General features: G+C 50.5%; 15 protein-coding genes, 1 rRNA gene and 1 riboswitch. Of the genes, 4 read left to right on the forward strand and 12 right to left on the reverse strand.

What is annotated here, in order from left to right; all coding sequences use genetic code 11:
* Positions 1-28: 28 nt before the first annotated feature.
* Entirely contained in the window at positions 29-274 is a 246-nt protein-coding gene (gene yjbE / locus LVQ77_RS14490) for an exopolysaccharide production protein YjbE (protein WP_064515341.1), read from the reverse strand.
* A 373-nt stretch (positions 275-647) separates the two neighbouring features.
* A complete protein-coding gene (gene pgi, locus LVQ77_RS14495) occupies positions 648-2297 on the reverse strand; it encodes a glucose-6-phosphate isomerase (RefSeq protein WP_232904756.1) in 1650 nt (549 codons plus the stop codon).
* A gap of 211 nt (positions 2298-2508) precedes the next feature.
* Between pgi and LVQ77_RS14500 the strand changes: the two genes are divergently transcribed.
* Positions 2509-4314 (forward strand): cation:proton antiporter, encoded by a 1806-nt coding sequence (locus tag LVQ77_RS14500; RefSeq protein WP_232904757.1) that lies wholly within the window; start codon positions 2509-2511, stop codon positions 4312-4314.
* 51 nt (positions 4315-4365) lie between these two features.
* Positions 4366-4582: riboswitch (Lysine riboswitch) on the forward strand.
* Positions 4583-4700: 118 nt separating this feature from the next.
* Positions 4701-6056, forward strand: coding sequence for a lysine-sensitive aspartokinase 3 (gene lysC / locus LVQ77_RS14505; protein ID WP_232904758.1), 1356 nt, complete (start codon positions 4701-4703; stop codon positions 6054-6056).
* A 45-nt stretch (positions 6057-6101) separates the two neighbouring features.
* Here lysC and LVQ77_RS14510 read toward each other — a convergent pair whose 3' ends face one another.
* Together LVQ77_RS14510 and LVQ77_RS14515 are read right to left on the reverse strand one after the other, a co-directional pair.
* Positions 6102-6440, reverse strand: coding sequence for a helix-turn-helix domain-containing protein (locus LVQ77_RS14510; RefSeq protein WP_232904759.1), 339 nt, complete (start codon positions 6438-6440; stop codon positions 6102-6104).
* A complete protein-coding gene (locus LVQ77_RS14515; RefSeq protein WP_232865333.1) occupies positions 6437-6796 on the reverse strand; it encodes a type II toxin-antitoxin system RelE/ParE family toxin in 360 nt (119 codons plus the stop codon). Before LVQ77_RS14515 ends, LVQ77_RS14510 begins: the two co-directional genes overlap by 4 nt.
* Before the next feature lie 235 nt (positions 6797-7031).
* On the opposite strand from LVQ77_RS14515, the gene LVQ77_RS14520 reads away from it, so the two are divergent.
* Positions 7032-7304 (forward strand): YjbD family protein, encoded by a 273-nt coding sequence (locus tag LVQ77_RS14520; RefSeq protein WP_064515331.1) that lies wholly within the window; start codon positions 7032-7034, stop codon positions 7302-7304.
* 1 nt (position 7305) lies between these two features.
* Here the strand turns inward: LVQ77_RS14520 and rluF are convergent, their stop codons facing one another.
* From rluF to metH, 3 genes are all read right to left on the reverse strand, one after another.
* The gene (rluF, locus tag LVQ77_RS14525; RefSeq protein ID WP_232904760.1) at positions 7306-8184 is read right to left on the reverse strand and encodes a 23S rRNA pseudouridine(2604) synthase RluF; all 879 of its coding nucleotides are present in this window, start codon (positions 8182-8184) and stop codon (positions 7306-7308) included.
* Positions 8185-8328: 144 nt separating this feature from the next.
* Complete coding sequence (locus LVQ77_RS14530) at positions 8329-9957, reverse strand: Na/Pi cotransporter family protein (RefSeq protein ID WP_151994241.1); 1629 nt, start codon at positions 9955-9957, stop codon at positions 8329-8331.
* Between the two features lie 236 nt (positions 9958-10193).
* Entirely contained in the window at positions 10194-13877 is a 3684-nt protein-coding gene (gene metH / locus LVQ77_RS14535) for a methionine synthase (protein WP_232904761.1), read from the reverse strand.
* 184 nt (positions 13878-14061) lie between these two features.
* Here metH and iclR point away from each other — a divergent pair, with 184 nt between their 5' ends.
* Positions 14062-14895, forward strand: coding sequence for a glyoxylate bypass operon transcriptional repressor IclR (iclR, locus tag LVQ77_RS14540; protein ID WP_151994243.1), 834 nt, complete (start codon positions 14062-14064; stop codon positions 14893-14895).
* Here the strand turns inward: iclR and aceK are convergent.
* The 5 genes from aceK to rrf all read right to left on the reverse strand — a co-directional run bounded on the left by aceK (position 14892) and on the right by rrf (position 21328).
* Positions 14892-16634 (reverse strand): bifunctional isocitrate dehydrogenase kinase/phosphatase, encoded by a 1743-nt coding sequence (gene aceK, locus LVQ77_RS14545; RefSeq protein ID WP_232904762.1) that lies wholly within the window; start codon positions 16632-16634, stop codon positions 14892-14894. The two genes, iclR and aceK, sit on opposite strands and share 4 nt — an antisense overlap.
* 59 nt (positions 16635-16693) lie before the next feature.
* Positions 16694-18004 (reverse strand): isocitrate lyase, encoded by a 1311-nt coding sequence (gene aceA / locus LVQ77_RS14550; protein WP_232865330.1) that lies wholly within the window; start codon positions 18002-18004, stop codon positions 16694-16696.
* 31 nt (positions 18005-18035) lie between these two features.
* Complete coding sequence (gene aceB / locus LVQ77_RS14555) at positions 18036-19634, reverse strand: malate synthase A (protein WP_232904763.1); 1599 nt, start codon at positions 19632-19634, stop codon at positions 18036-18038.
* A gap of 259 nt (positions 19635-19893) precedes the next feature.
* Entirely contained in the window at positions 19894-20823 is a 930-nt protein-coding gene (gene metA / locus LVQ77_RS14560) for a homoserine O-acetyltransferase MetA (protein ID WP_034457009.1), read from the reverse strand.
* 389 nt (positions 20824-21212) lie between these two features.
* Positions 21213-21328 (reverse strand): 5S ribosomal RNA (gene rrf, locus LVQ77_RS14565).
* Positions 21329-21332 lie beyond the last annotated feature (4 nt).

The raw sequence follows: 21332 nt of genomic DNA on the forward strand, positions 1-21332 counted from the left end.
GTGTGGTTAGGATTAAATCACCCGGGATTTATCGGGTGCTGGTCGTTGTGGTTGTTGTGGTCCCAGTATTGGAACCATCACCGCCACCGGTTGCAGCAAGTGCTACACCCACTGCTGACCCGACAGTGCTGGCACTGGCCGCAGTAGAACTCCCTGCGGACTCGTAAGTAGCTTGTGCACCAGCGGCTTCACCTACAGCAACCGGATCTGCACTCGCCGCACCAGCTGCTGCCAGCGTGAATATGGCTAAAGCGCCATAAAGAACTTTCTTCATAACAATTTCCCTTCATTGAATGAATGGAGATTTGCCCAAAAGGAATTTCAGGCGCTTTCGAGTATACACAACAAGTAATAGCGGCAGACCGTAGCGAGGAATAAGGAGTGAGCTTTAAGATAATTGGAAATATAACTATGCTGGGAAAACTTTTATTTCATTTAAATGATAAAAAACAGACAGTTAAAATATAATAAAGAGAAAATATAATCTTATTAATCCGAAAGTAAACCTGCTGAATTATCAGGTTATAGGTTTTTTTAGGATTAACCTCAGCGAGGTAATTCGAGGATATTAAGCGACAAGGGGAATTATCTTATTTAAATAAATAAGCCGACCATAAGGCCGGCTTATATTTAATGCTAAATGCTAATTAAGCACGCCAGGATTTGTAACGGTTAATTAAACCGTTCGTAGAACTGTCATGAGTGCTGATTTCAGCCGCATCACCCAGCTCTGGCAGAATACGGTTAGCCAGTTGCTTACCTAATTCCACGCCCCACTGATCGAAGGTGAAGATGTTAAGAATTGCACCCTGAGTGAAGATCTTGTGCTCATACAGCGCAATCAGTGCACCCAGGCTGAACGGAGTGATTTCACGCAGCAGGATGGAGTTGGTTGGACGGTTACCTTCGAACACTTTGAACGGCACAACGTGATCCAGTGTTTTAGGATCCAGACCCTGAGCTGCATATTCCTGCTCAACCACTTCGCGAGCTTTACCAAATGCCAGTGCTTCTGTCTGAGCAAAGAAGTTAGACAGCAGTTTTGGATGGTGGTCAGAAAGCGGGTTGTGGCTGGTCGCTGGTGCGATGAAGTCACAAGGAACCATTTTGGTGCCCTGGTGAATCAGCTGGTAGAACGCGTGCTGGCCGTTAGTGCCAGGCTCGCCCCAGATAATTGGGCCAGTCTGGTAATCCACAGCATTGCCGTTACGGTCAACATACTTACCGTTGGATTCCATGTTGCCCTGCTGGAAGTAAGCAGCGAAACGATGCATGTACTGGTCGTATGGCAGAATTGCTTCAGTTTCAGCGCCGAAGAAATTGTTGTACCAGATACCGATCAGCGCCAGCAGCACTGGCAGGTTCTGTTCTGCCGGGGTGTTAGCAAAATGCTGGTCCATCGCGTGTGCGCCAGACAGCAGTTCTACAAAGTTTTCGTAACCCACAGACAGGATGATGGACAAGCCAATTGCGGACCACAGGGAATAACGGCCGCCGACCCAATCCCAGAACTCAAACATGTTGGCAGTGTCGATACCGAACTCGCCAACTGCTTTCGCGTTGGTAGACAGCGCTGCGAAGTGTTTCGCGACGTGTTTGTTATCACCAGCAGTTGCCAGGAACCAGTCGCGCGCGCTGTGGGCGTTGGTCATAGTTTCTTGTGTGGTGAAGGTTTTAGAAGCAACCAGGAACAGCGTGGTTTCCGGGTCAACGTTCTTCAGCACTTCGGCAATGTGAGTGCCATCAACGTTAGATACAAAGTGCATATTGAGGTGGTTTTTGTACGGACGCAGTGCTTCGGTCACCATGAATGGGCCGAGGTCTGAACCGCCAATACCGATGTTCACAATGTCAGTAATCGCTTTGCCGGTGTAGCCTTTCCAGTTACCGCTGATGATGCTCTCAGAGAAGGTTTTCATCTTCTCAAGCACCGCGTTCACTTCTGGCATTACATCTTTGCCATCAACAATGATTGGCGTGTTGCTGCGGTTACGCAATGCAACGTGCAGCACGGCGCGATCTTCAGTGCGGTTAATCTTCTCGCCAGAGAACATGGATTTGATTGCGCCTTGCAAATCCGTCTCTTTTGCCAACGCTTGCAGCTTGGTCAGGGTTTCTTCGGTGATGCGGTTTTTGGAGTAATCCACCAGCATTAAATCGTCGAAAGTGGCGGAGAATTTACCAAAGCGGTCAGCATCCTGAGCAAACAGCTCAGCGATTGTGACGTCTTTCATTTCGTCAAAATGCGCCTGTAAAGCCTGCCATGCAGCGGTCTGCGTTGGGTTGATATTTTTCATAGCGTTACCCTTTTGATTTGAGAACTGTGACTGCGGTCAATTGTATATCCACAAAACAGGATTTGTGATGATTTTTCTACCATTGCACCGGGAATACCGTTTCAGATTATGTGGCCGTGAAAAAGTTGCCGGGTGGGACTCAGCCCTCGGTGACCCCGTCTACACTGAGAAAAACAGTATGGCTTCGTAAACCAGGTAAGGTAAAAATTTTATGGAACTGTCCGTACCTCTTTTGTTGGTGGTTATCACGATCAGTTCGCTGGTAGCGCAATGGCTGGCGTGGGCAATTCGGCTTCCGGCCATCCTGCCTTTGCTGTTATTCGGTTTGATTCTTGGCCCGTTTACTCACGTGCTCAACCCTGATCAATTGTTTGGCGAACTGCTGTTTCCTATTGTCTCCTTGTCGGTCGCCATTATTTTGTTCGAGGGTGCCCTGACCCTGCGTTTTGATGAGATTCGTGGATTAGGCGGCGTGGTGCGTAATCTGGTGAGCATAGGAATGCTGGCGACCTTTGGGGTTATCAGCCTCGCCTGTTGGGGGCTATTGGGCTTAGACCCTGCGTTAGCCGCACTGGTGGGCGCCGTTACGGTTGTTACCGGCCCGACAGTTATCGCACCGCTAATGCGCGTGGTGCGTCCCAATGCCGCGATTAATCAGGTGCTGCGTTGGGAAGGGATTGTTATCGACCCGGTCGGTGCGATCTTCACATTATTAGTTTTCGAATTTATTACGCTGCGCCAGGAAGCGGGCTCGAACCTGCACCTGGTGATTATCTTCGCGCAAACAGTGGTGGTCGGGTTAGCCTGCGGCGGGCTATTTGGTTGGTTACTGGGTACGGCTTTAAAGCGCGTCTGGTTTCCGAGTTATCTACAAAACTTTGCGGTACTGGCGGTGGTCCTGCTGACCTTTGGGCTATCAAACACGCTAGCCGATGAGTCAGGTTTATTGGCCGTCACGTTACTGGGCATATGGCTTGCGAATATGCGTGATGTGGATGTCAGCGATATCGTCGCCTTCAAAGAAGAACTCTCCGCAATTCTTATCTCAGCACTATTTATTATTCTGGCAGCACGCCTCGATATTCATGGCGTGCTGGCGATGGGTTGGCCGCTGGTTGCTTTGCTGCTGGTGATTCAGTTTGTCGCCCGACCATTATGTATTGCAATTTCTACCCTCGGTTCGTCGTTAACCCTGCGCGAAAAGCTGCTGTTAAGTTGGATTTCTCCGCGCGGCATTGTCGCGGCGGCAGTGAGTTCGTTATTCGCGCTGACGCTACAAAAAAGCGGTTACGAGGGAGCGGATAAACTGGTGAGCGTGGTGTTCGCCATTATTATTGGCACCGTAGTTTTGCAAAGCCTGACCAGTGGACCGCTTGCCAGGTGGTTAGGTGTACAACAACGTAAACCTCGTGGTGTGCTGATTATTGGGGCGAATACTGTCGCGCGAACGCTCGCCCACGCGCTGGTGAAACAAAATATACCTGTCATTCTCACCGACAATAGCTGGGAATATTACCGCCTGGCACGCATGGAAGGGTTACCGGCCTATTACGGCAATGCCTGGTCGGAACATGCGGAAAACTTTCTCGATTTAAGCAATACCGCCCAGGTGCTGGCACTTTCGCCAAACCGCCATCAAAACGCGCTGGCGGTGTATCACTTCAGCCATATTTTTGGCAACGATAAGGTTTTCGCTATTCGTTCCGGTTCCGCTTTGAAAGGACGAGGCAGCAACGAAAGCGCACGCTTTCGCCGCCATGAGAAACTTTTTCCTGAAGATGTCACCTGGAGTAGTTTGAGCAGTCTGTTAGCCAAAGGGGCGACCATAAAAGCGACACGTCTGAATGAAAATTTTGGCTGGATGGAATATCTGGAGAAAAATCGCGGAGTTGTGCCACTTTTTGCTCGTCTGGAAGAAGGAAAAACTGTTGCGATAAACGGTAAAACGACGCCAACACTGCCCTGCACGTTGATTGCACTGGTCCAGACAGATAAATCTCCGGCTTCCAGGCGTTGACATCTGGCGCATAAAATTTTATTTCTATACGGCTACTTGCTCACTTGTGAGTAAGCCAGAAGAGGCGCGCCGCCCAGGTATCGTGTTTGAGGAGCCAATCCGCAGACGACACAGGAGGGGGAGCGGCGCCGAGGTAGTGTGCGTATGGCAGCGTGCATTATCGGCCACGGGGGCTGAATCCCTTGGGCTGTCACCAGGAGCACTAGTGCTTCATATTCCCCAATTTCGCAAAGGAGTTGGGGAAACAAGGTGGGGCGCTTCTGGGTGAATCGTAGTTCAAGTTTACTTTTCTACGTCCTCCCCTATCCCGCTCTTCCCTTGTGCCAAGGCTGATTAATTTTTTTGCCATTCCCATGGCTGTTTCTTTGACACGAGGCTGTACCGTAATGTCCTATCCACAAACCGTTATTGCCAAATTTGGCGGCACAAGCGTAGCTGATTACGACGCGATGAACCGCAGCGCCGACGTGGTGCTGGCTGATGAAAACGTTCGCGTTGTTGTTCTTTCAGCATCTGCGGGTATCACCAATTTGCTGGTTGCGTTGGCAAGCGGCCTGGAAGCAACAGAGCGTTTTGTTAAGCTCGATGCGATTCGCAAAATTCAATATGACATTGTTGAGCGCCTGGCAAATCCGCAAATCATCCGCGAAGAAGTTGAACGCCTGCTTGAAAACATCACCACACTCGCTGAAGCGGCATCCCTTGCTACTTCAACCGCGTTAACTGATGAGTTGGTTAGCCACGGTGAATTGATGTCTACGCTGCTGTTCGTGGAGATCCTACGCGAACGCAAAGTCGATGCCCAATGGTTCGATATCCGCAAAATCATGCGCACCAATGACCGCTTTGGCCGTGCTGAACCAGATGTCGCTACATTAGCAGAACTGGCAAACCAACAGCTTCAGCCACGCCTGGCTCAATCTCTGGTCATCACTCAAGGTTTTATTGGTAGTGAAGCGAAAGGCCGCACCACCACGCTTGGACGTGGCGGCAGCGACTATACAGCGGCTTTGTTGGGTGAAGCACTGCATGCCAGCCGCGTTGATATCTGGACTGACGTGCCGGGGATTTACACCACCGACCCACGTGTAGTGCCAGCCGCAAAACGCATCGACAAAATTGCTTTTGAAGAAGCAGCTGAAATGGCAACATTCGGCGCAAAAGTACTGCATCCAGCGACATTAATGCCAGCGGTGCGTAGCGATATTCCGGTGTTTGTCGGCTCCAGCAAAGACCCAAAAGCAGGTGGTACCCTGGTTTGTAACAAAACAGAAAATCCACCTCTGTTCCGTGCTCTGGCATTACGTCGTAAACAAACCCTGGTGACGCTCAATAGCCTGAGCATGCTGCACTCCCATGGTTTCCTGGCGGAAGTGTTCAACATTCTGGCGCAACATAATGTTTCTGTTGATTTGATTACCACTTCAGAAGTTAGCATTGCGCTAACGCTCGATACCACGGGTTCAACTTCCAATAGTGATAGCCCGCTGACCACGTCGCTGCTGACCGAGCTTTCCTCACTGTGCCGCGTAGAAGTGGAAGAAAACCTCGCCCTGATTGCCATCATCGGTAACAAACTTTCCCAGGCCTGCGGCGTGGGCAAAGAGGTGTTTGGCGTTCTCGACCCCTTCAACATTCGCATGATTTGCTATGGCGCATCCAGCTACAACCTGTGCTTCCTGGTGCCTGGCGACGACGCTGAAAAAGTAGTGCAGAAACTTCATCACAATCTGTTTGAATAAAACGAAGTGGTAAACAAATGGCCCGGGAAACCGGGCTTTTTGCTTTTATCCTACAGAAACACTGACTGGCTTGCCGATACGGCTGAGCATGTTAACTAATGCATCAATGGTAAATTTACTGGTTTTCTTGTTCACGACATCCGACACGCGAGGACGAGAAATATGCAACACCGCCGCCACTTCTGCCTGCTTGAGTTGATGCGCCTCGATCCACTGAGATATCTCTTCCATCAGCTGCTCTTTAATGGCTTTGGCATTCGCAATTTCATTTGTTGAGTCAGAATACAGTTGTTCCGCCTCTTCGGAGGAAAAACCAAGGTCGAGAAAAATGTTCGTTCCCGCAGGCGTTATATGTCGAATACGAGTATCGATTTTTGCAGTCATTCAGGACCCCTTCGGTAGTGGCATACCGCTTTATATCGGGCGCTTGTAACTTCTTTATCGGGCCCGGTCATTTTCTGTGTTTTCTTCTTAAAACAATGTAATACGTATATGGCCTCGTCGAATTTTGCAACATACATGACGCGGAAAATACCGGTATCTTCGCGCAATCTTAGCTCGCATACCCCAGCCCCAAGCTCAGAAATTATCTTCCAGTTTTCGGGAGGTAAATCGTTTTGCACTCTGTGGAGCTGATAACCTGCATCTCTCTTTGCCGTAGCTGGAAACGTAAGAAAGTCTGAATAAGATGTTCCAATCCAAACGATCTCTTTTTCCTGAACGCCAGATTGCCTGACCATTTGACATTCCCTTGTATAAAATTTTATACCAAACTCGAGATTAGAAAAACATAATCCTTACCTGCAGATAAGCTGCCTTTTTTAATTCAGGGAGTAAAAGAAGAAGTGTTTAACTACGAATGAGGTTCGCAAAATATCCTGGGGCGGCTGCAAATTGCATGCAGAAAGCTGATTTTTACTGAGCCTGGGAGCAGTTTGCTTTACACTGGAGGCCACTTCTTAAGAGGCCGCAATAATGTCCACATCAAGACTGACACAACAAGACATGACCGAAGCCGAGCAGCGCGAATTGAAAACGCGGCTTGACCGCGCACGCATCGCCCATGGTCGCCCCCTGACAAACTCAGAAATCAACCACGTTAAAAAAACTTATATTGACCAACTGATAGCAGCACGTGAACAGGAGGCCAAAAAAGTCCGCCAGATTAAAAAGCAAAAAGCGGCAAAACCAGATACATCTGCAACTTATTCCTGGTCTGCAAACAGCCATTCACGTGGGAAGCGCTAATTTAGCGCCCCTTCTTCTTGCGCCCTGGCTGAGCAAAACGTTTACGTGAAGCTAGCTCTGCCGGGGTTTTAGCAGCACTCTTCGGCCCGCTAACGACAGGTTTTTTCACCGCAACCGCCTTCGGTTTAGCTTTTGCTTTGGCCGCCGGTTTCGCTTCAGAAGACGAATTCTCAATCAGCTTAAATAATTCAACTAACTCATCGTCAGTCAAATCACGCCACTCACCCAATGGCAGCCCTTTCATGCTGACATTCATGATGCGAGTACGTTCAAGCTTCGTCACGTCATAACCAAAGTGTTCGCACATACGGCGAATCTGGCGGTTGAGCCCTTGCACCAGCGTGATACGAAACACAAAGGGAGCTTCTTTCTTCACTTTGCATTTCTTGGTTACAGTTCCTAGCATCGGAACGCCCGCTCCCATACCGCGAATGAACTCATCGGTGACTGGTTTGTTTACCGTAACGACATATTCTTTTTCGTGGTCATTCCCGGCACGCAGGATTTTATTCACCAGATCGCCATGATTGGTGAGGAAAATCAGACCCTGAGAGTCTTTATCTAAGCGCCCAATCGGGAAAACGCGTTTGCTATGGTTAACGAAATCGACAATGTTGTCTTTCTCACCATCTTCGGTGGTACTTACAATGCCCACCGGCTTATTGAGTGCGATAAGTACCAGGTCGTCTTCGTCACGGGGTTCGATTAATTGACCGTTGACCTTCACCACATCTCCGGCAAATACCTGATCGCCAATCGCGGCGCGTTTGCCGTTAATAAAAACATTTCCCTGTTCGATGTAACGATCGGCGTCGCGGCGGGAGCAGATACCGCTATCGCTAATGTATTTGTTCAGACGTATAGATGAGTTGGTCAGCATGGTTCCTCCGTAAAACCCGGAATATACATTACATGAAGGGCGATGCGAACAGACTCGGGCAACAAACGCGAAGTTCATTGCCCGCAAAGGGGGTTATTTGGCAGGCATCGCCGCAATTACGGCTAATTGAAAGTGCCTTTTCGATCAGTACTCGTCCCTTTCGTCATCATCAGGCTGTTCAAGTACGCTGTATGCGACCGCGCAGAACAGTGAGTTCAGGCGCTTCATATCACCAAGCAAACCGAGGTGTAGTGAGCTGGTTTCAATACTCTGCACGTTTTGCTGATGCAGGCGGTCAACGTGCGCGTGTGAGAATCGGCGGTTAAGAATACGGAAGCGATGTTTATTACGGCGCAAACGGCGCGCACTGTTCACGTCGGCTGAGAAAAATACCGACAGGCTGAGCTTCAGGTTGCTGGTTAACTGTTGGAGCAGAATATCCAGTTCTTTCAGGCCATCTGGCGAGAATGCCCGACGAGTGGCCAACGATTTATCCGCTACCTCACTCCCCATACGCTCAAGAATATCTGCCGCCTGTTCCAGGTTTAGCGACATTTCAATAATCTCTGCCCAGCGGCGGGATTCGACTTCGGCCAGCTCCTCTTTTTGCATTTGCGCCATATACAGTTTGATTGCGGTATAGAGCACATCCACATCATCGGCGAGCTTACGCAGTTCCTTCTCCTGGCGTGGCTCTCCGTGCATCACTTTGCTCCAGGTTTCCAACATTTGCTCCAGCACATCACCCATACGCAAGGTTTCACGCGCTGCGTTGGATAGGCCTAGTGCTGGGGTATCCAGAGCCGTTACATCAAGATGTTTCGGCTTCATACGCGCATCAACTTCAGGAGTCTCACTAATTACGTTACGGCAAAAACGTGCCATTACACCGGCAAATGGCACCATTGCAAGGCAGCGAATCAGGTTGTAGAACACGTGGAAGTAGATAACCAGTTCAGATTCAGGCTGGGAGAGTTTTTGCATCGCATCAGCAAGAATATGTACGAATGGCAGCACAATCACGCCGCCCACCAGCTTGAACAACAAACTGCCGAGTGCAACACGGCGGGCAGCGGCGTTAGCGGTGCTGTTATTGATCATCGCCAACAGGCCAGAGCCGAGGTTGGCACCAATCACCAGACAAAGCGCGACATCAAACGAAATAATTCCAGCAGAAGTCAGCGTGGCGGTCAGCAAAACCGCAGCAAGGCTTGAATAACTGATGATGGCGAACATTGCGCCAATCAACGCATCGAGCATGATATCGCCAGTTAACGAGGCGAAGATGACCTGCACGCCGGATGCCTGAGTAATTGGCGTCACCGCAGCAACAATCAACTCCAGCGCCAGCAAAATCAACCCGAGGCCAATGCCCACGCGGCCAAGTTGTCCGGCGCGCGTTTGTTTGCGGCTGAGGAAGAAAATAACGCCAATGAAGATGAGTAGCGGAGAAAGCCACGAGAGATCAAAGGTCAGGATTCGCGCCATCAACGCGGTACCAACATCCGCGCCCAGCACAATCACCAATGCAGGGGTAAGCGCCACCAGATCCTGTGCCACAAAAGAGGTGACCAACATTGTGGTGGCGTTGCTGCTTTGCACCAGTGCGGTTACGCCAATACCTGCGCAAAAGGCGAACGGTTTTTTTTCAACACTGCGGCTAAGTACGCTACGGAGATTTGCACCGTAAACGCGCATGATGCCGGTACGCACAATGTGCGTGCCCCATACCAGTAGCGCCACCGCAGAAAGTAGATGCAGTAATGTCAGCACTCATTCTCCCAGTCAATTGACGTTAAGAAATTCCTTCTCTTTCCAGTATATAACGCCTGGCAAGATTTAAACGTTTCGGGATGTAAGAAGGGGAAAAGGAAGGAATTCAGTGATCGACCGTCGGCGTAGCAGCCAGTTTGAACTCGGGCAGCGCACAGCCCCTCACGTACACGTAGTACCTGAGGGGGCGAGTACTGCCCAGGTTCAAAATGGCAAGTAAACCAGGTCGAAGCGGATTAGTCCGCGTCGTAACCGAGGTTAGGCGCTAACCAGCGTTCAACATCGGTGACAGACATCCCTTTACGGCGCGCATAATCTTCCACCTGGTCACGCTGAATCTGCGCCACGGCGTAGTATTTGCTGTCAGGATGGCTGAAGTACCAGCCGGAAACAGACGCACCTGGCCACATGGCGTAGGATTCGGTGAGTTTCATCCCCACCACATTCTCTACATCCAGCAGTTCCCAGATAGTCGCTTTTTCAGTGTGTTCCGGGCAGGCCGGGTAACCCGGTGCCGGGCGAATCCCTTGGTAGTTTTCGCGAATAAGCTCTTCGTTGCTGAGGTTCTCCGTTGGCGCGTAGCCCCAGTAAACCTTGCGCACACGCTCATGCAAATATTCCGCAAAAGCCTCAGCCAGACGGTCGGACAACGCTTTCACCATGATTTTATTGTAATCATCATGCTGCGCTTCGTAGCCTTCTGCTAACGCGTCTTCTTCCATGCCACCGGTGACCGCAAACGCACCGATGTAATCTTCTTTACCACTATGCTTTGGTGCGACAAAGTCAGCCAGACAGTAGTTGGCAAAACCGACTTTCTCGGTCTGTTGGCGCAAATGGTGTGCGACAGTTTGCACATGGGTGCGGGATTCATCACGATAGATTTCGATGTCATCATCCACACGGTTTGCCGGGAACAGGCCGACGACACCACGTGGGGTCAGCAGTTTTTCGTTATGCAGTTTGTCGAGCATGTCGTTGGCATCTTTAAACAGGCGTTTCGCCTCTTCACCCACCACTTCATCCTCGAGGATGCGCGGATATTTCCCGGCCAGCGACCAGGTCATAAAGAACGGCGTCCAGTCGATGTAGTTACGCAGCGTTTCGATGCTTGCCGTGACTTCCTGCACACCAGGGCGATGCGGGACTGGCGGCGTATAGCTTGCCCAATCAAATGCGAGATCGTTTTCACGGGCAGCAGCAAGTGACACTGGCGGCGTGCGTGGTTTTTTACGCGCGTGTTGGGTACGAACAGTGACATATTCTTTGCGCGTGCGTTCCACAAACTCGTCGTGCTGAGTCGGAGAGAGCAGTGCTGCCACGACACCTACGGTACGTGAGGCATTCTGCACATAAACCGTTGGCCCACTGTAATTCTGCTCGATTTTCACCGCCGTGTGCGCTTTGGAGGTTGTCGCACCACCAATCAGCAGCGGCAGCTTAAAGCCCTGGCGCTCCATCTCTTTGGCGACGTTCACCATTTCATCCAGCGACGGGGTAATCAAGCCAGACAGACCGATAATATCGGCCCCCACTTCACGAGCTGTTTTCAAAATCTTCTCGGTTGGCACCATTACGCCAAGGTCGATGATTTCGTAGTTGTTACATTGCAGCACCACACCCACGATATTTTTGCCGATGTCATGAACATCGCCTTTCACCGTGGCGAGCACGATTTTACCGTTGGTAGATCCTTTCTCTTTGCTGGCTTCAATGTACGGTTCGAGGTACGCCACCGCCTGTTTCATCACGCGTGCCGATTTCACCACCTGCGGCAGGAACATTTTCCCTTCGCCGAACAGGTCGCCGACCACGTTCATGCCGTCCATCAACGGGCCTTCGATAACCTGAATCGGGCGTTCAGACTGCTGACGGGCTTCTTCTGTATCGAGTTCAATAAACTCAGTGATACCTTTCACCAGCGAGTATTCAAGACGCTTTTTCACATCCCAGCTACGCCATTCGGCTTGCTGTGCGGCCGCACCGTCGTCACTTTTGCTACCGCGATATTTCTCGGCCAGATCCAGCAAACGTTCGGTGCTGTCGTCTCGACGGTTAAGAATTACGTCTTCTACCGCATCGCGTAATTCTTGGGAGAGATCGTCATATATCGCCAGTTGCCCGGCGTTAACAATCCCCATATCCATGCCGTTGCGAATGGCGTAGTAGAGGAATACCGCGTGGATCGCTTCGCGCACCGGGTCGTTACCACGGAAGGAGAACGACACATTCGATACGCCGCCTGAAATCATCGCATGAGGCAATTCGCGCTTGATGTCGGCACACGCACCGATGAAGTCCTGTGCGTAGTTGTTGTGTTCTTCAATCCCGGTCGCAACTGCAAAGATATTCGGGTCGAAAATAATGTCTTCCGGAGGGAAGCCGACTTCTTCGGTCAGAATTTTGTAGGCGCGGCGGCAAATTTCAATTTTGCGCTCGCGGGTATCCGCCTGGCCGACTTCGTCAAACGCCATGACCACCATCGCGGCACCGTAACGGCGCACCAGTTTGGCGTGATGGATAAACGGCTCAACGCCCTCTTTCATGGAGATGGAGTTAACAATGCCTTTGCCCTGAATACACTTCAGCCCTTTTTCGATGACGTCCCATTTTGAAGAGTCAATCATGATGGGCACGCGGGCAATATCTGGCTCACCGGCAATCAGGTTGAGGAAACGCACCATCGCCGCTTCGGCGTCGAGCATCCCTTCATCCATGTTGATATCGATGATTTGCGCGCCGCTTTCAACCTGCTGAAGTGCTACTTCCAACGCTTCGTTATATTTTTCTTCTTTGATCAGGCGCTTAAACTTGGCAGAACCGGTGACGTTGGTACGTTCACCCACGTTGACAAACAGGCTATCGGCGCCAATGTTCAGCGGCTCAAGGCCCGCCAGACGGCATGCCACTGGCAGGTCTGGTATTTTACGTGGGGCAACGCCTTCCACGGCTTTGCTCATCGCCGCAATATGTGCCGGCGTGGTACCGCAGCAACCGCCAATAATGTTCAGGAAACCTGCCTGCGCCCATTCGCCAATCTGGCGCGCCATCTCAGTTGCATCGAGATCGTATTCACCGAAGGCGTTCGGCAAGCCTGCGTTCGGGTGTGCGGTAACGTAGCAATCAGCGATGCGTGAAAGCTCAGCGACGTACTGGCGCAGTTCGTCAGGTCCCAACGCACAGTTCAGGCCGAAGGTCAGCGCGTCAGCATGGCGTAATGAGTTATAGAAGGCCTCAGTAGTCTGGCCGGAAAGGGTACGGCCTGAAGCGTCGGTGATGGTGCCGGAAATCATGATCGGTAGATCAACACCCAGCGCTTCAAATTCGGTTTTAACCGCAAAAATAGCGGCTTTGGCATTCAGGGTATCGAACACCGTCTCAATCATGATGAGGTCAGATCCACCTTCCACCAGCGCACGTGTAGATTCACGGTAGGCTTCCACCAGCAGATCAAAGGTCACATTACGGAATGCCGGATCGTTCACATCAGGTGAAATAGATGCAGTACGGTTAGTTGGGCCTAACACACCTGCCACGTAGCGAGGTTTTTCTGGTGTGCGTGCTGTCCATTCATCAGCACAGGCACGGGCGAGCTTCGCCGCCTCAAAGTTGATTTCTGCCGACAGGGATTCCATTTGGTAATCCGCCATCGCGATGGTTGTTGAGTTGAAGGTGTTGGTTTCGACAATGTCGGCACCCGCTTCAAAATAGGCGTAGTGAATAGCGGCAATGATTTCTGGCTTGCTCAGCACCAACAAGTCGTTGTTCCCTTTCAGGTCACAAGGCCAGTCCGCAAAGCGCTCTCCGCGAAAATCGCTTTCATCAAGACGGTAGCTCTGGATCATGGTTCCCATACCACCATCCAGTACCAAAATGCGTTGTTGCAACTGCTGATGCAGTTTTTCTAATTTATTGCTCACTCTAACTCCCACCTGTTTACCCAAGCCTGTCAGCCCACAAGGCATACTGTCATAACTTGTAATAGTCGCAAAGCAATGGAACATGAGACATGTTCACCTGACTGATCCGATGAGTCCAATGCTGGTTGCATTATCGCCAAATAAAACGAAAATGATTTCCACGATACGAAAACAGGAGTCAGTTATGGTTGCTGCCGTTCCCGCTAAACGTGGAAAAAAACCGCGCGCTGCCACAGTCGCCGCACCACAACCCACCGGACAGGTTCAGTCGCTTACTCGCGGCCTGAAATTGCTTGAATGGATTGCTGAATCACACGGTAGTGTTGCCCTTACCGAGCTGGCACAACAGGCTGGTTTACCTAACTCCACGACTCATCGTCTACTGACCACCATGCAACAACTTGGCTTTGTGCGCCAGATCGGCGATCTCGGACACTGGACGATTGGCGCGCATGCGTTTGTGGTGGGTAGTAGCTTCCTGCAAAGTCGTAATCTGTTGGCCATTGTTCACCCGATGCTGCGTAAGCTGATGGAAGACTCCGGCGAAACGGTGAATCTTGCGGTGCTCGACCATAGCGATCATCAGGCGATTATTATCGACCAAGTGCAATGCGCCCAGCTTATGCGGATGTCAGCCCCAATCGGCGGCAAATTACCCATGCATGCATCGGGTGCAGGAAAGGTGTTTCTCGCGAATTTGAGTGACGACCAGGTCGCAACTCTGCTGCATCGTAAAGGGTTGCATAGCTATACCCCTGCCACACTGACCTCCCCACTGCATCTGAAAGAAGATTTGGCGCAAACGCGTAAGCGTGGATATTCATTTGATGATGAAGAACATGCGCTGGGGCTGCGTTGCGTGGCGGCGTGTATCTATGACGAACATCATGAAGCCTTTGCGGCGATTTCCATCTCCGGCCCAATATCACGCGTGACAGATGACCGCGTTACCGAGTTGGGCGCGTTAGTAATTAAAGCGGCGAAAGAGATTACTCAGGCATACGGCGGCGGGCGCTAACCCGCCTGCTTTAAATCGCCAAAACGAAGAATAAATCTTTGGCGTTTACGATAAGCAAAGACATCTTCTACGTGGCCATTGCGGATACGTTCCTGCAACGCACGCCAATAATCAGCTCGGAACAAGTCGCTGTGCATTTCATCGAATATCTGGCGAATACGCGGGTCAGCGCATAAGTAGTGACGAAACTCTTCCGGGAACACGTCGCCCAGTGCCACGCTGTACCACGGCTCGGCAGAGAGTTCGTCCTCAGGGTAACGCGGCGGCGGTACGTTGCGAAAATTCACTTCGGTCATATAGCAAATTTCATCGTAATCGTAGAACACCACGCGCCCGTGCCGGGTTACGCCAAAGTTTTTAAACAGCATGTCGCCTGGGAAGATATTGGCGGCGGCAAGTTGGCGGATGGCGTTACCGTATTCTTCCACTGCGTCGCGTAATTGCTGCCCTTCCACCTGCTCAAGCCATAAATTTAGCGGCACCATTCGGCGTTCAATATAAAGATGGCTGATGGCGATCCGGTCACCGAGGTCGGTCAGTTTTTCAGGCACTTCCTGCTGTAATAACGCCATCAATGGCTGGCTAATCTGATGTTTAGACAGCACAAAATTCTCAAACTCCTGGGTATCGGCCATACGCCCGACACGATCGTGCTCTTTGACCAGCTGATAGCATTCGCGCACACGTTCAGCAGTGACCTCTTTTTGCGGCGCGAACTTGTCTTTAATCACTTTGAATACCCGGTCAAAGCCAGGCAACGTAAACACCAGCATCACCATGCCACGAATACCTGGCGCTTCAATAAACTGCTCATCAGTGGCAGAGATATATGTCAGATATTCGCGGTAGCTTTCGGTTTTACCGTGTTTCTGGCAGCCAATTGCCATATACAGTTCGGCAGTCGTTTTACCTGGCAACAACTCACGCAACCACTCCACCAGAGCCGCAGGTTGTGGCGCATAAACCATAAAATAGGAACGGGCGAAACCGAAGACAATGCTCGCTTCGGCGGCGCTGGTTAAACAAGTATCAACGACCAGATAGCCGTCATCAGTGCGATGAATTGGCAATAAAAACGGTACCTTACCGTTCGGCAAGACCAACTTACCCACAAGCCAGGCGGCTTTATTGCGATAAAACAACTCATTGGCGACTTCAAGGGAAGCATGCTGCAAAGCCTCAGAGCCAAAGGTTTCGGTCAGATGCGCGATGATGTAACCCGCGTCTCGCGCCAAATCTTGCCACGGCAAACGCAAAGGTAAATCTCTTAGCAAAGAACGCAAAAGCGGCTGCCAACCTAAAGCTGGAGTAAAGGACTTTGATAGCGGACGAGGGATCTCACGAAAGCGCTTTTCTTCCTGAGAACTAAAGATAAAAAGCCGCTCGGGAGATAACGAGCGGTGATCGAACAGTCGACAATAAACAGAATTGAAAAAGCTTTCGGCAATTTCAAAACGAGGGTAATCGGGTAACAATTGTGTGTACTGCGCTTTGACACGCAGTAAAAACTCGTCGTCAGTATTGTGACTGCCAGTGATGCAACGCAATTGCTCCACCACCAGGCCAACGTGGTGATCGTAGAGATGGATACGGCTTTTCATCGCTTGCTGAACTGCATGCCAGTCTGCTTGCTCAAAACGCTGCTGGGCTCCCGCGGTCACTTCAAGAAAGCGGCCATACTGTGCGTCAAAACCTTGCAGGATGGTGTGGGTAATTAACAGTTCCAGCCGTCGCGTCATAGGTTACCTCACAGCATAAAAACGGCGGATGACGCGCTGCGTATCCGCCCTACGAAAACTTAGAACTGATCTTCTTCCGTTGAACCGGTTAACGCTGTAACCGAAGAAGCGCCGCCCTGGATAATCGTCGTCACGTTGTCGAAATAGCCGGTGCCCACTTCCTGCTGATGGGAAACGAAGGTGTAGCCTTCAGGTGCTGCGGCAAATTCTGGCTGCTGCACTTTTTCCACGTAATGGCGCATCCCTTCACCCTGTGCATAAGCGTGTGCCAGGTCGAACATGTTGAACCACATGCTGTGAATGCCCGCCAGTGTAATAAATTGGTATTTGTAGCCCATTGCTGACAGCTCCTCCTGGAACGAAGCGATGGTTTTGTCGTCGAGGTTTTTCTTCCAGTTAAACGATGGCGAGCAGTTATAGGCCAGCAATTTGCCAGGGAAGCGTGCATGAATAGCTTCAGCAAAGCGGCGAGCCTGTTCAAGGTCTGGTTTGGAGGTTTCACACCACACCAAATCGGCGTATGGCGCGTAAGCCAGCCCACGACTGATTGCCTGCTCAATACCTGCATGGGTGCGGTAGAAACCCTCTTGCGTGCGCTCGCCGGTAATGAATTCGCGGTCGTATTCGTCGCAATCAGAGGTAATCAAATCTGCCGCATCAGCGTCAGTACGAGCGATAACCAGTGTTGGGACACCCATTACGTCAGCCGCAAGACGTGCCGCAACCAGTTTCTGAATCGCTTCTTGAGTAGGAACCAATACCTTGCCGCCCATATGGCCGCATTTCTTAACCGATGCGAGCTGATCTTCAAAGTGAACGGCTGCCGCACCGGCCTGAATCATCGACTTCATCAGCTCAAAAGCATTCAGTACGCCGCCAAACCCAGCTTCAGCATCGGCCACGATCGGCAGGTAGTAATCGACATACCGCGGATCACCTTCTTCAATGTTCGATGCCCACTGGATCTGATCGGCGCGACGGAACGTGTTGTTGATCCGATCAACCACCGCAGGTACTGAGTTTGCTGGATACAGCGATTGATCCGGGTACATGCTGGATGCAAGGTTGGCATCCGCCGCCACCTGCCAGCCAGAAAGATAGATAGCTTCGATACCTGCTTTCGCCTGTTGCAAAGCCTGCCCACCAGTTAATGCACCGAGGCTATTGATGTAACCCTTTTTCGATTCGCCATGCAGCAGACGCCACATTCTCGCTGCGCCATTTTGCGCCAGGGTACATTCCGGGTTTACCGAACCGCGCAATTTAACGACTTCTTCTGCAGTGTACGGACGTTTGATGCCTTCCCAGCGTGGTTGCGTCCAATCTTGTTGTAATTGTTGGATTTGTTGGTTGCGTGAGGTTTTAGTCATGGCAGATGCTCCATATTATTATTGAGTAAAATTAAGCAAGCAGGCGGTAGCCTGGCAGCGTCAGGAAGTCGATAAGCGTATCGGAAGTGGTGATCTGCTCCATCAGGCGAGCCGCTTCATCAAATCGCCCCTGGCTGAAACGTTTGTCACCTAGCTCCTCCTGAATAACGAACATCTCTTCGGCCAGCATTTGGCGGAACAGTGCCTTAGTGACCGTCTCACCGTTACTCAACGTTTTTTGATGGTGGATCCACTGCCAGATAGAAGTTCGTGAAATTTCCGCAGTCGCGGCATCTTCCATCAGACCGTAGATCGGCACGCAACCATTGCCTGAGATCCACGCTTCTATGTACTGCACAGCAACACGAATGTTGGCGCGCATACCTGCTTCGGTGCGTTCACCAGGACATGCTTCCAGCAGTTGTGCCGCAGTAATTGGCGCATCTTCTTCACGCAGAACATGCAGCTGGTTTTTGTCTTCCCCCAGCGCTTTGCTAAAGACCTCCATCACAGTGTCGGCAAGACCCGGATGCGCAATCCATGTGCCGTCATGGCCGTTGGTCGCTTCCATCTGCTTATCCGCTTTGACTTTGTTGAGTACCCACTCATTGCGTTGGCTGTCTTTACTTGGAATGAATGCCGCCATACCGCCCATAGCGAAAGCACCGCGACGATGACAAGTTTTGATAAGCAGACGGGAGTAAGCGTTCAGGAAAGGCTTATCCATCGTGACGGACTGGCGATCGGGAAGAATGCGGTCCGGATGATTTTTCAACGTCTTGATATAGCTGAAAATGTAATCCCAGCGGCCGCAGTTCAACCCAACGATATGATCGCGCAACGCATGCAGGATCTCATCCATCTGGAATACCGCCGGCAACGTTTCGATCAGCAATGTGGCTTTGATAGTGCCGCGCGGCAGAGAGAAATGATCCTCAGTAAAGCTGAAGACTTCGCTCCACCAGGCCGCTTCCTGCCAGGATTGGGTTTTTGGCAGATAGAAATACGGGCCGCTTCCTTTAGCCAGTAGAGAATCTACGTTGTGGAAGAAGTAGAGTGCGAAGTCAAACAGGCTACCAGGGATAGGTTCATCGCGCCAGGTGACATGTTTTTCCGGTAAGTGCAGGCCACGAACACGGCACACCAGTACCGCCGGATCAGGCTTCAACTGATAAATTTTACCTGCTTCGTTTGTCCAGCTAATGGTGCCGTTTATTGCATCACGCAGGTTGATTTGGCCATCGATAACTTTGTTCCAGCTTGGTGCCAGTGAGTCTTCAAAGTCGGCCATGAACACTTTGACGTTAGCATTTAAAGCGTTGATCACCATCTTGCGTTCAACCGGGCCAGTAATCTCGACACGCCTGTCCAGCAAATCTGCTGGGATCCCACGAACAGACCATTCAGATTCACGAATGGAACTGGTTTCCGAAATAAAATCCGGAAGCTTTCCAGCATCAATTTCCGCTTGCTGTACGGTGCGTGCCGCCAGCAGCTTATTACGTTGCGGTGTAAAGCGGGTGACGAGTTCACTGAGAAACTCTACTGCATCAGGCGTCAGTATCTGTCGCTCTGGTTCACCAAACGGTTGGCTAAAGGCCAACTCTGCGCTAACTGTCTGTTGTGTCATTGGATCTCTCCCCTCATTTCATCCCGTCAATAACGCCAATTCTATCTGGTACGTCCAGTGTCTGGTTTTCACTCAGCAGAGTTAAGACTACTTCATGATTTTTTAAAATCAAAAACTATTTCCATTTTTGATTTTAAAATCATTTATCACATTGATATTTATGAATTTAAAAATTATTCATTGAGGGAAGTGGTTTTTAGAAAACAAAAAAGGCACCTAAAGGTGCCTTGATCGTAGATGTGACGGGATGCTGAAACGCTTAATCGAGCGTTGGGTTCATATGACGCAGATCGAATGGTGTGATCTGATAAACGTAGTAGTTCAGCCAGTTTGTGAACAGTAAATTCCCATGGCTACGCCAGGTTGCATGCGGTTTCTTTTGCGGGTCATTACCCGGGAAATAGTTATAAGGCACATCGGGATTCAGACCTGCTTCTACGTCGCGGAAATACTCACCAGAAAGCGTGTGCGAATCATATTCCGGATGGCCAGTCACAAATGCAATGCGCTTGTCTTTACTGCCAAAAAGATAAGCATCCCCTTCTTCTGACTCGGCCAGAACTTCGAGATCGGTGTAGTCACGAATCAACGATGCAGGGAAATCGGCATAACGCGAGTGTGGTGCCAGGAAAGTGTCATCAAAGCCGCGAGTTAACAGTGCGTGTGGGTAAGTGAGGTTATGCTCATATACGCCAGACAATTTCTCTTTACGCGTTTGCTTAGGAATACCGTAAAGAATATTGAGTGCAGCCTGTACAGCCCAACAGACAAATAGCGTTGAGGTGACGTGATCTTTAGCCCAATGAATTACTTGTTCGATCTGCGGCCAGTAAGCCACATCATTAAACTCAACCAGACCCAATGGCGCACCGGTAACGATAAGGCCATCAAAATTTTCATCCTGAATATCGTCGAAATTACAGTAGAAGTTATTGAGGTGCTCAGTTGGTGTATTACGGGATTCACGCGAATCAATGCGCAGCAGCTGAACGTCAACCTGTAGAGGAGAGTTAGAAAGCAGACGTAAAAACTGGTTCTCCGTCTCAATCTTTTTCGGCATCAGATTAAGTATGAGTACCTTTAGCGGACGGATCTCCTGATTGCTTGCGCGCGATGTAGTCATAACAAAGACATTCTCATCCCGCAGGAAATTGACAGCTGGTAACTCATCCTGCACCCGAATCGGCATAACCTTATATCCTCACAACATACGTTTAAACGTTTAGACATCCAGATAGCTGAAGATAACTCGCCGACTGTCAAATGTCGAGTATTCATAAGATAGTTGAAAATGTTTCACTTAAGCACAGATTTTATAGGCAGTGGAATAGACTGGTTAACAGCCGGTACTTCAGTAGATTATATGGATGGAGTTGGCTTGCTGAGAGGGGAATATGAAAGATAATTGCATAAATCGCAGACAGCAAAAAGCCCTGAACATCAGTACAGGGCTTGTATTCGTATCATCCTGATACTCACCTCTCCGGGGCCGTCGCAAGCGACGTGCAACATTGCTCCCGACTAAGCAAGCACAAAAAAGCCCCATGCTTTCGCATGAGGCTTGTTTGTTTATTTGGAGCCTGGCAGTTCCCTACTCTCGCATGGGGAGACCCCACACTACCATCGGCGCTACGGCGTTTCACTTCTGAGTTCGGCATGGGGTCAGGTGGGACCACCGCGCTAGTGCCGCCAGGCATA

This window comes from Buttiauxella cochleicola (assembly GCF_021282435.1).
Classification (GTDB): domain Bacteria; phylum Pseudomonadota; class Gammaproteobacteria; order Enterobacterales; family Enterobacteriaceae; genus Buttiauxella; species Buttiauxella massiliensis.

What these genes read in the sequence shown, in the direction of transcription:
- aceA (WP_232865330.1), bottom strand. Translation starts at nt 18,004, where the DNA reads ATGACTAAAACCTCACGCAACCAACAAATCCAACAATTACAACAAGAT.
- aceK (WP_232904762.1), bottom strand. Translation starts at nt 16,634, where the DNA reads ATGACGCGACGGCTGGAACTGTTAATTACCCACACCATCCTGCAAGGT.
- rluF (WP_232904760.1), bottom strand. Translation starts at nt 8,184, where the DNA reads ATGCTGACCAACTCATCTATACGTCTGAACAAATACATTAGCGATAGC.
- LVQ77_RS14510 (WP_232904759.1), bottom strand. Translation starts at nt 6,440, where the DNA reads ATGACTGCAAAAATCGATACTCGTATTCGACATATAACGCCTGCGGGA.
- aceB (WP_232904763.1), bottom strand. Translation starts at nt 19,634, where the DNA reads ATGACACAACAGACAGTTAGCGCAGAGTTGGCCTTTAGCCAACCGTTT.
- LVQ77_RS14515 (WP_232865333.1), bottom strand. Translation starts at nt 6,796, where the DNA reads ATGGTCAGGCAATCTGGCGTTCAGGAAAAAGAGATCGTTTGGATTGGA.
- iclR (WP_151994243.1), top strand. Translation starts at nt 14,062, where the DNA reads ATGGTTGCTGCCGTTCCCGCTAAACGTGGAAAAAAACCGCGCGCTGCC.
- pgi (WP_232904756.1), bottom strand. Translation starts at nt 2,297, where the DNA reads ATGAAAAATATCAACCCAACGCAGACCGCTGCATGGCAGGCTTTACAG.
- LVQ77_RS14500 (WP_232904757.1), top strand. Translation starts at nt 2,509, where the DNA reads ATGGAACTGTCCGTACCTCTTTTGTTGGTGGTTATCACGATCAGTTCG.
- LVQ77_RS14520 (WP_064515331.1), top strand. Translation starts at nt 7,032, where the DNA reads ATGTCCACATCAAGACTGACACAACAAGACATGACCGAAGCCGAGCAG.
- yjbE (WP_064515341.1), bottom strand. Translation starts at nt 274, where the DNA reads ATGAAGAAAGTTCTTTATGGCGCTTTAGCCATATTCACGCTGGCAGCA.
- lysC (WP_232904758.1), top strand. Translation starts at nt 4,701, where the DNA reads ATGTCCTATCCACAAACCGTTATTGCCAAATTTGGCGGCACAAGCGTA.
- metA (WP_034457009.1), bottom strand. Translation starts at nt 20,823, where the DNA reads ATGCCGATTCGGGTGCAGGATGAGTTACCAGCTGTCAATTTCCTGCGG.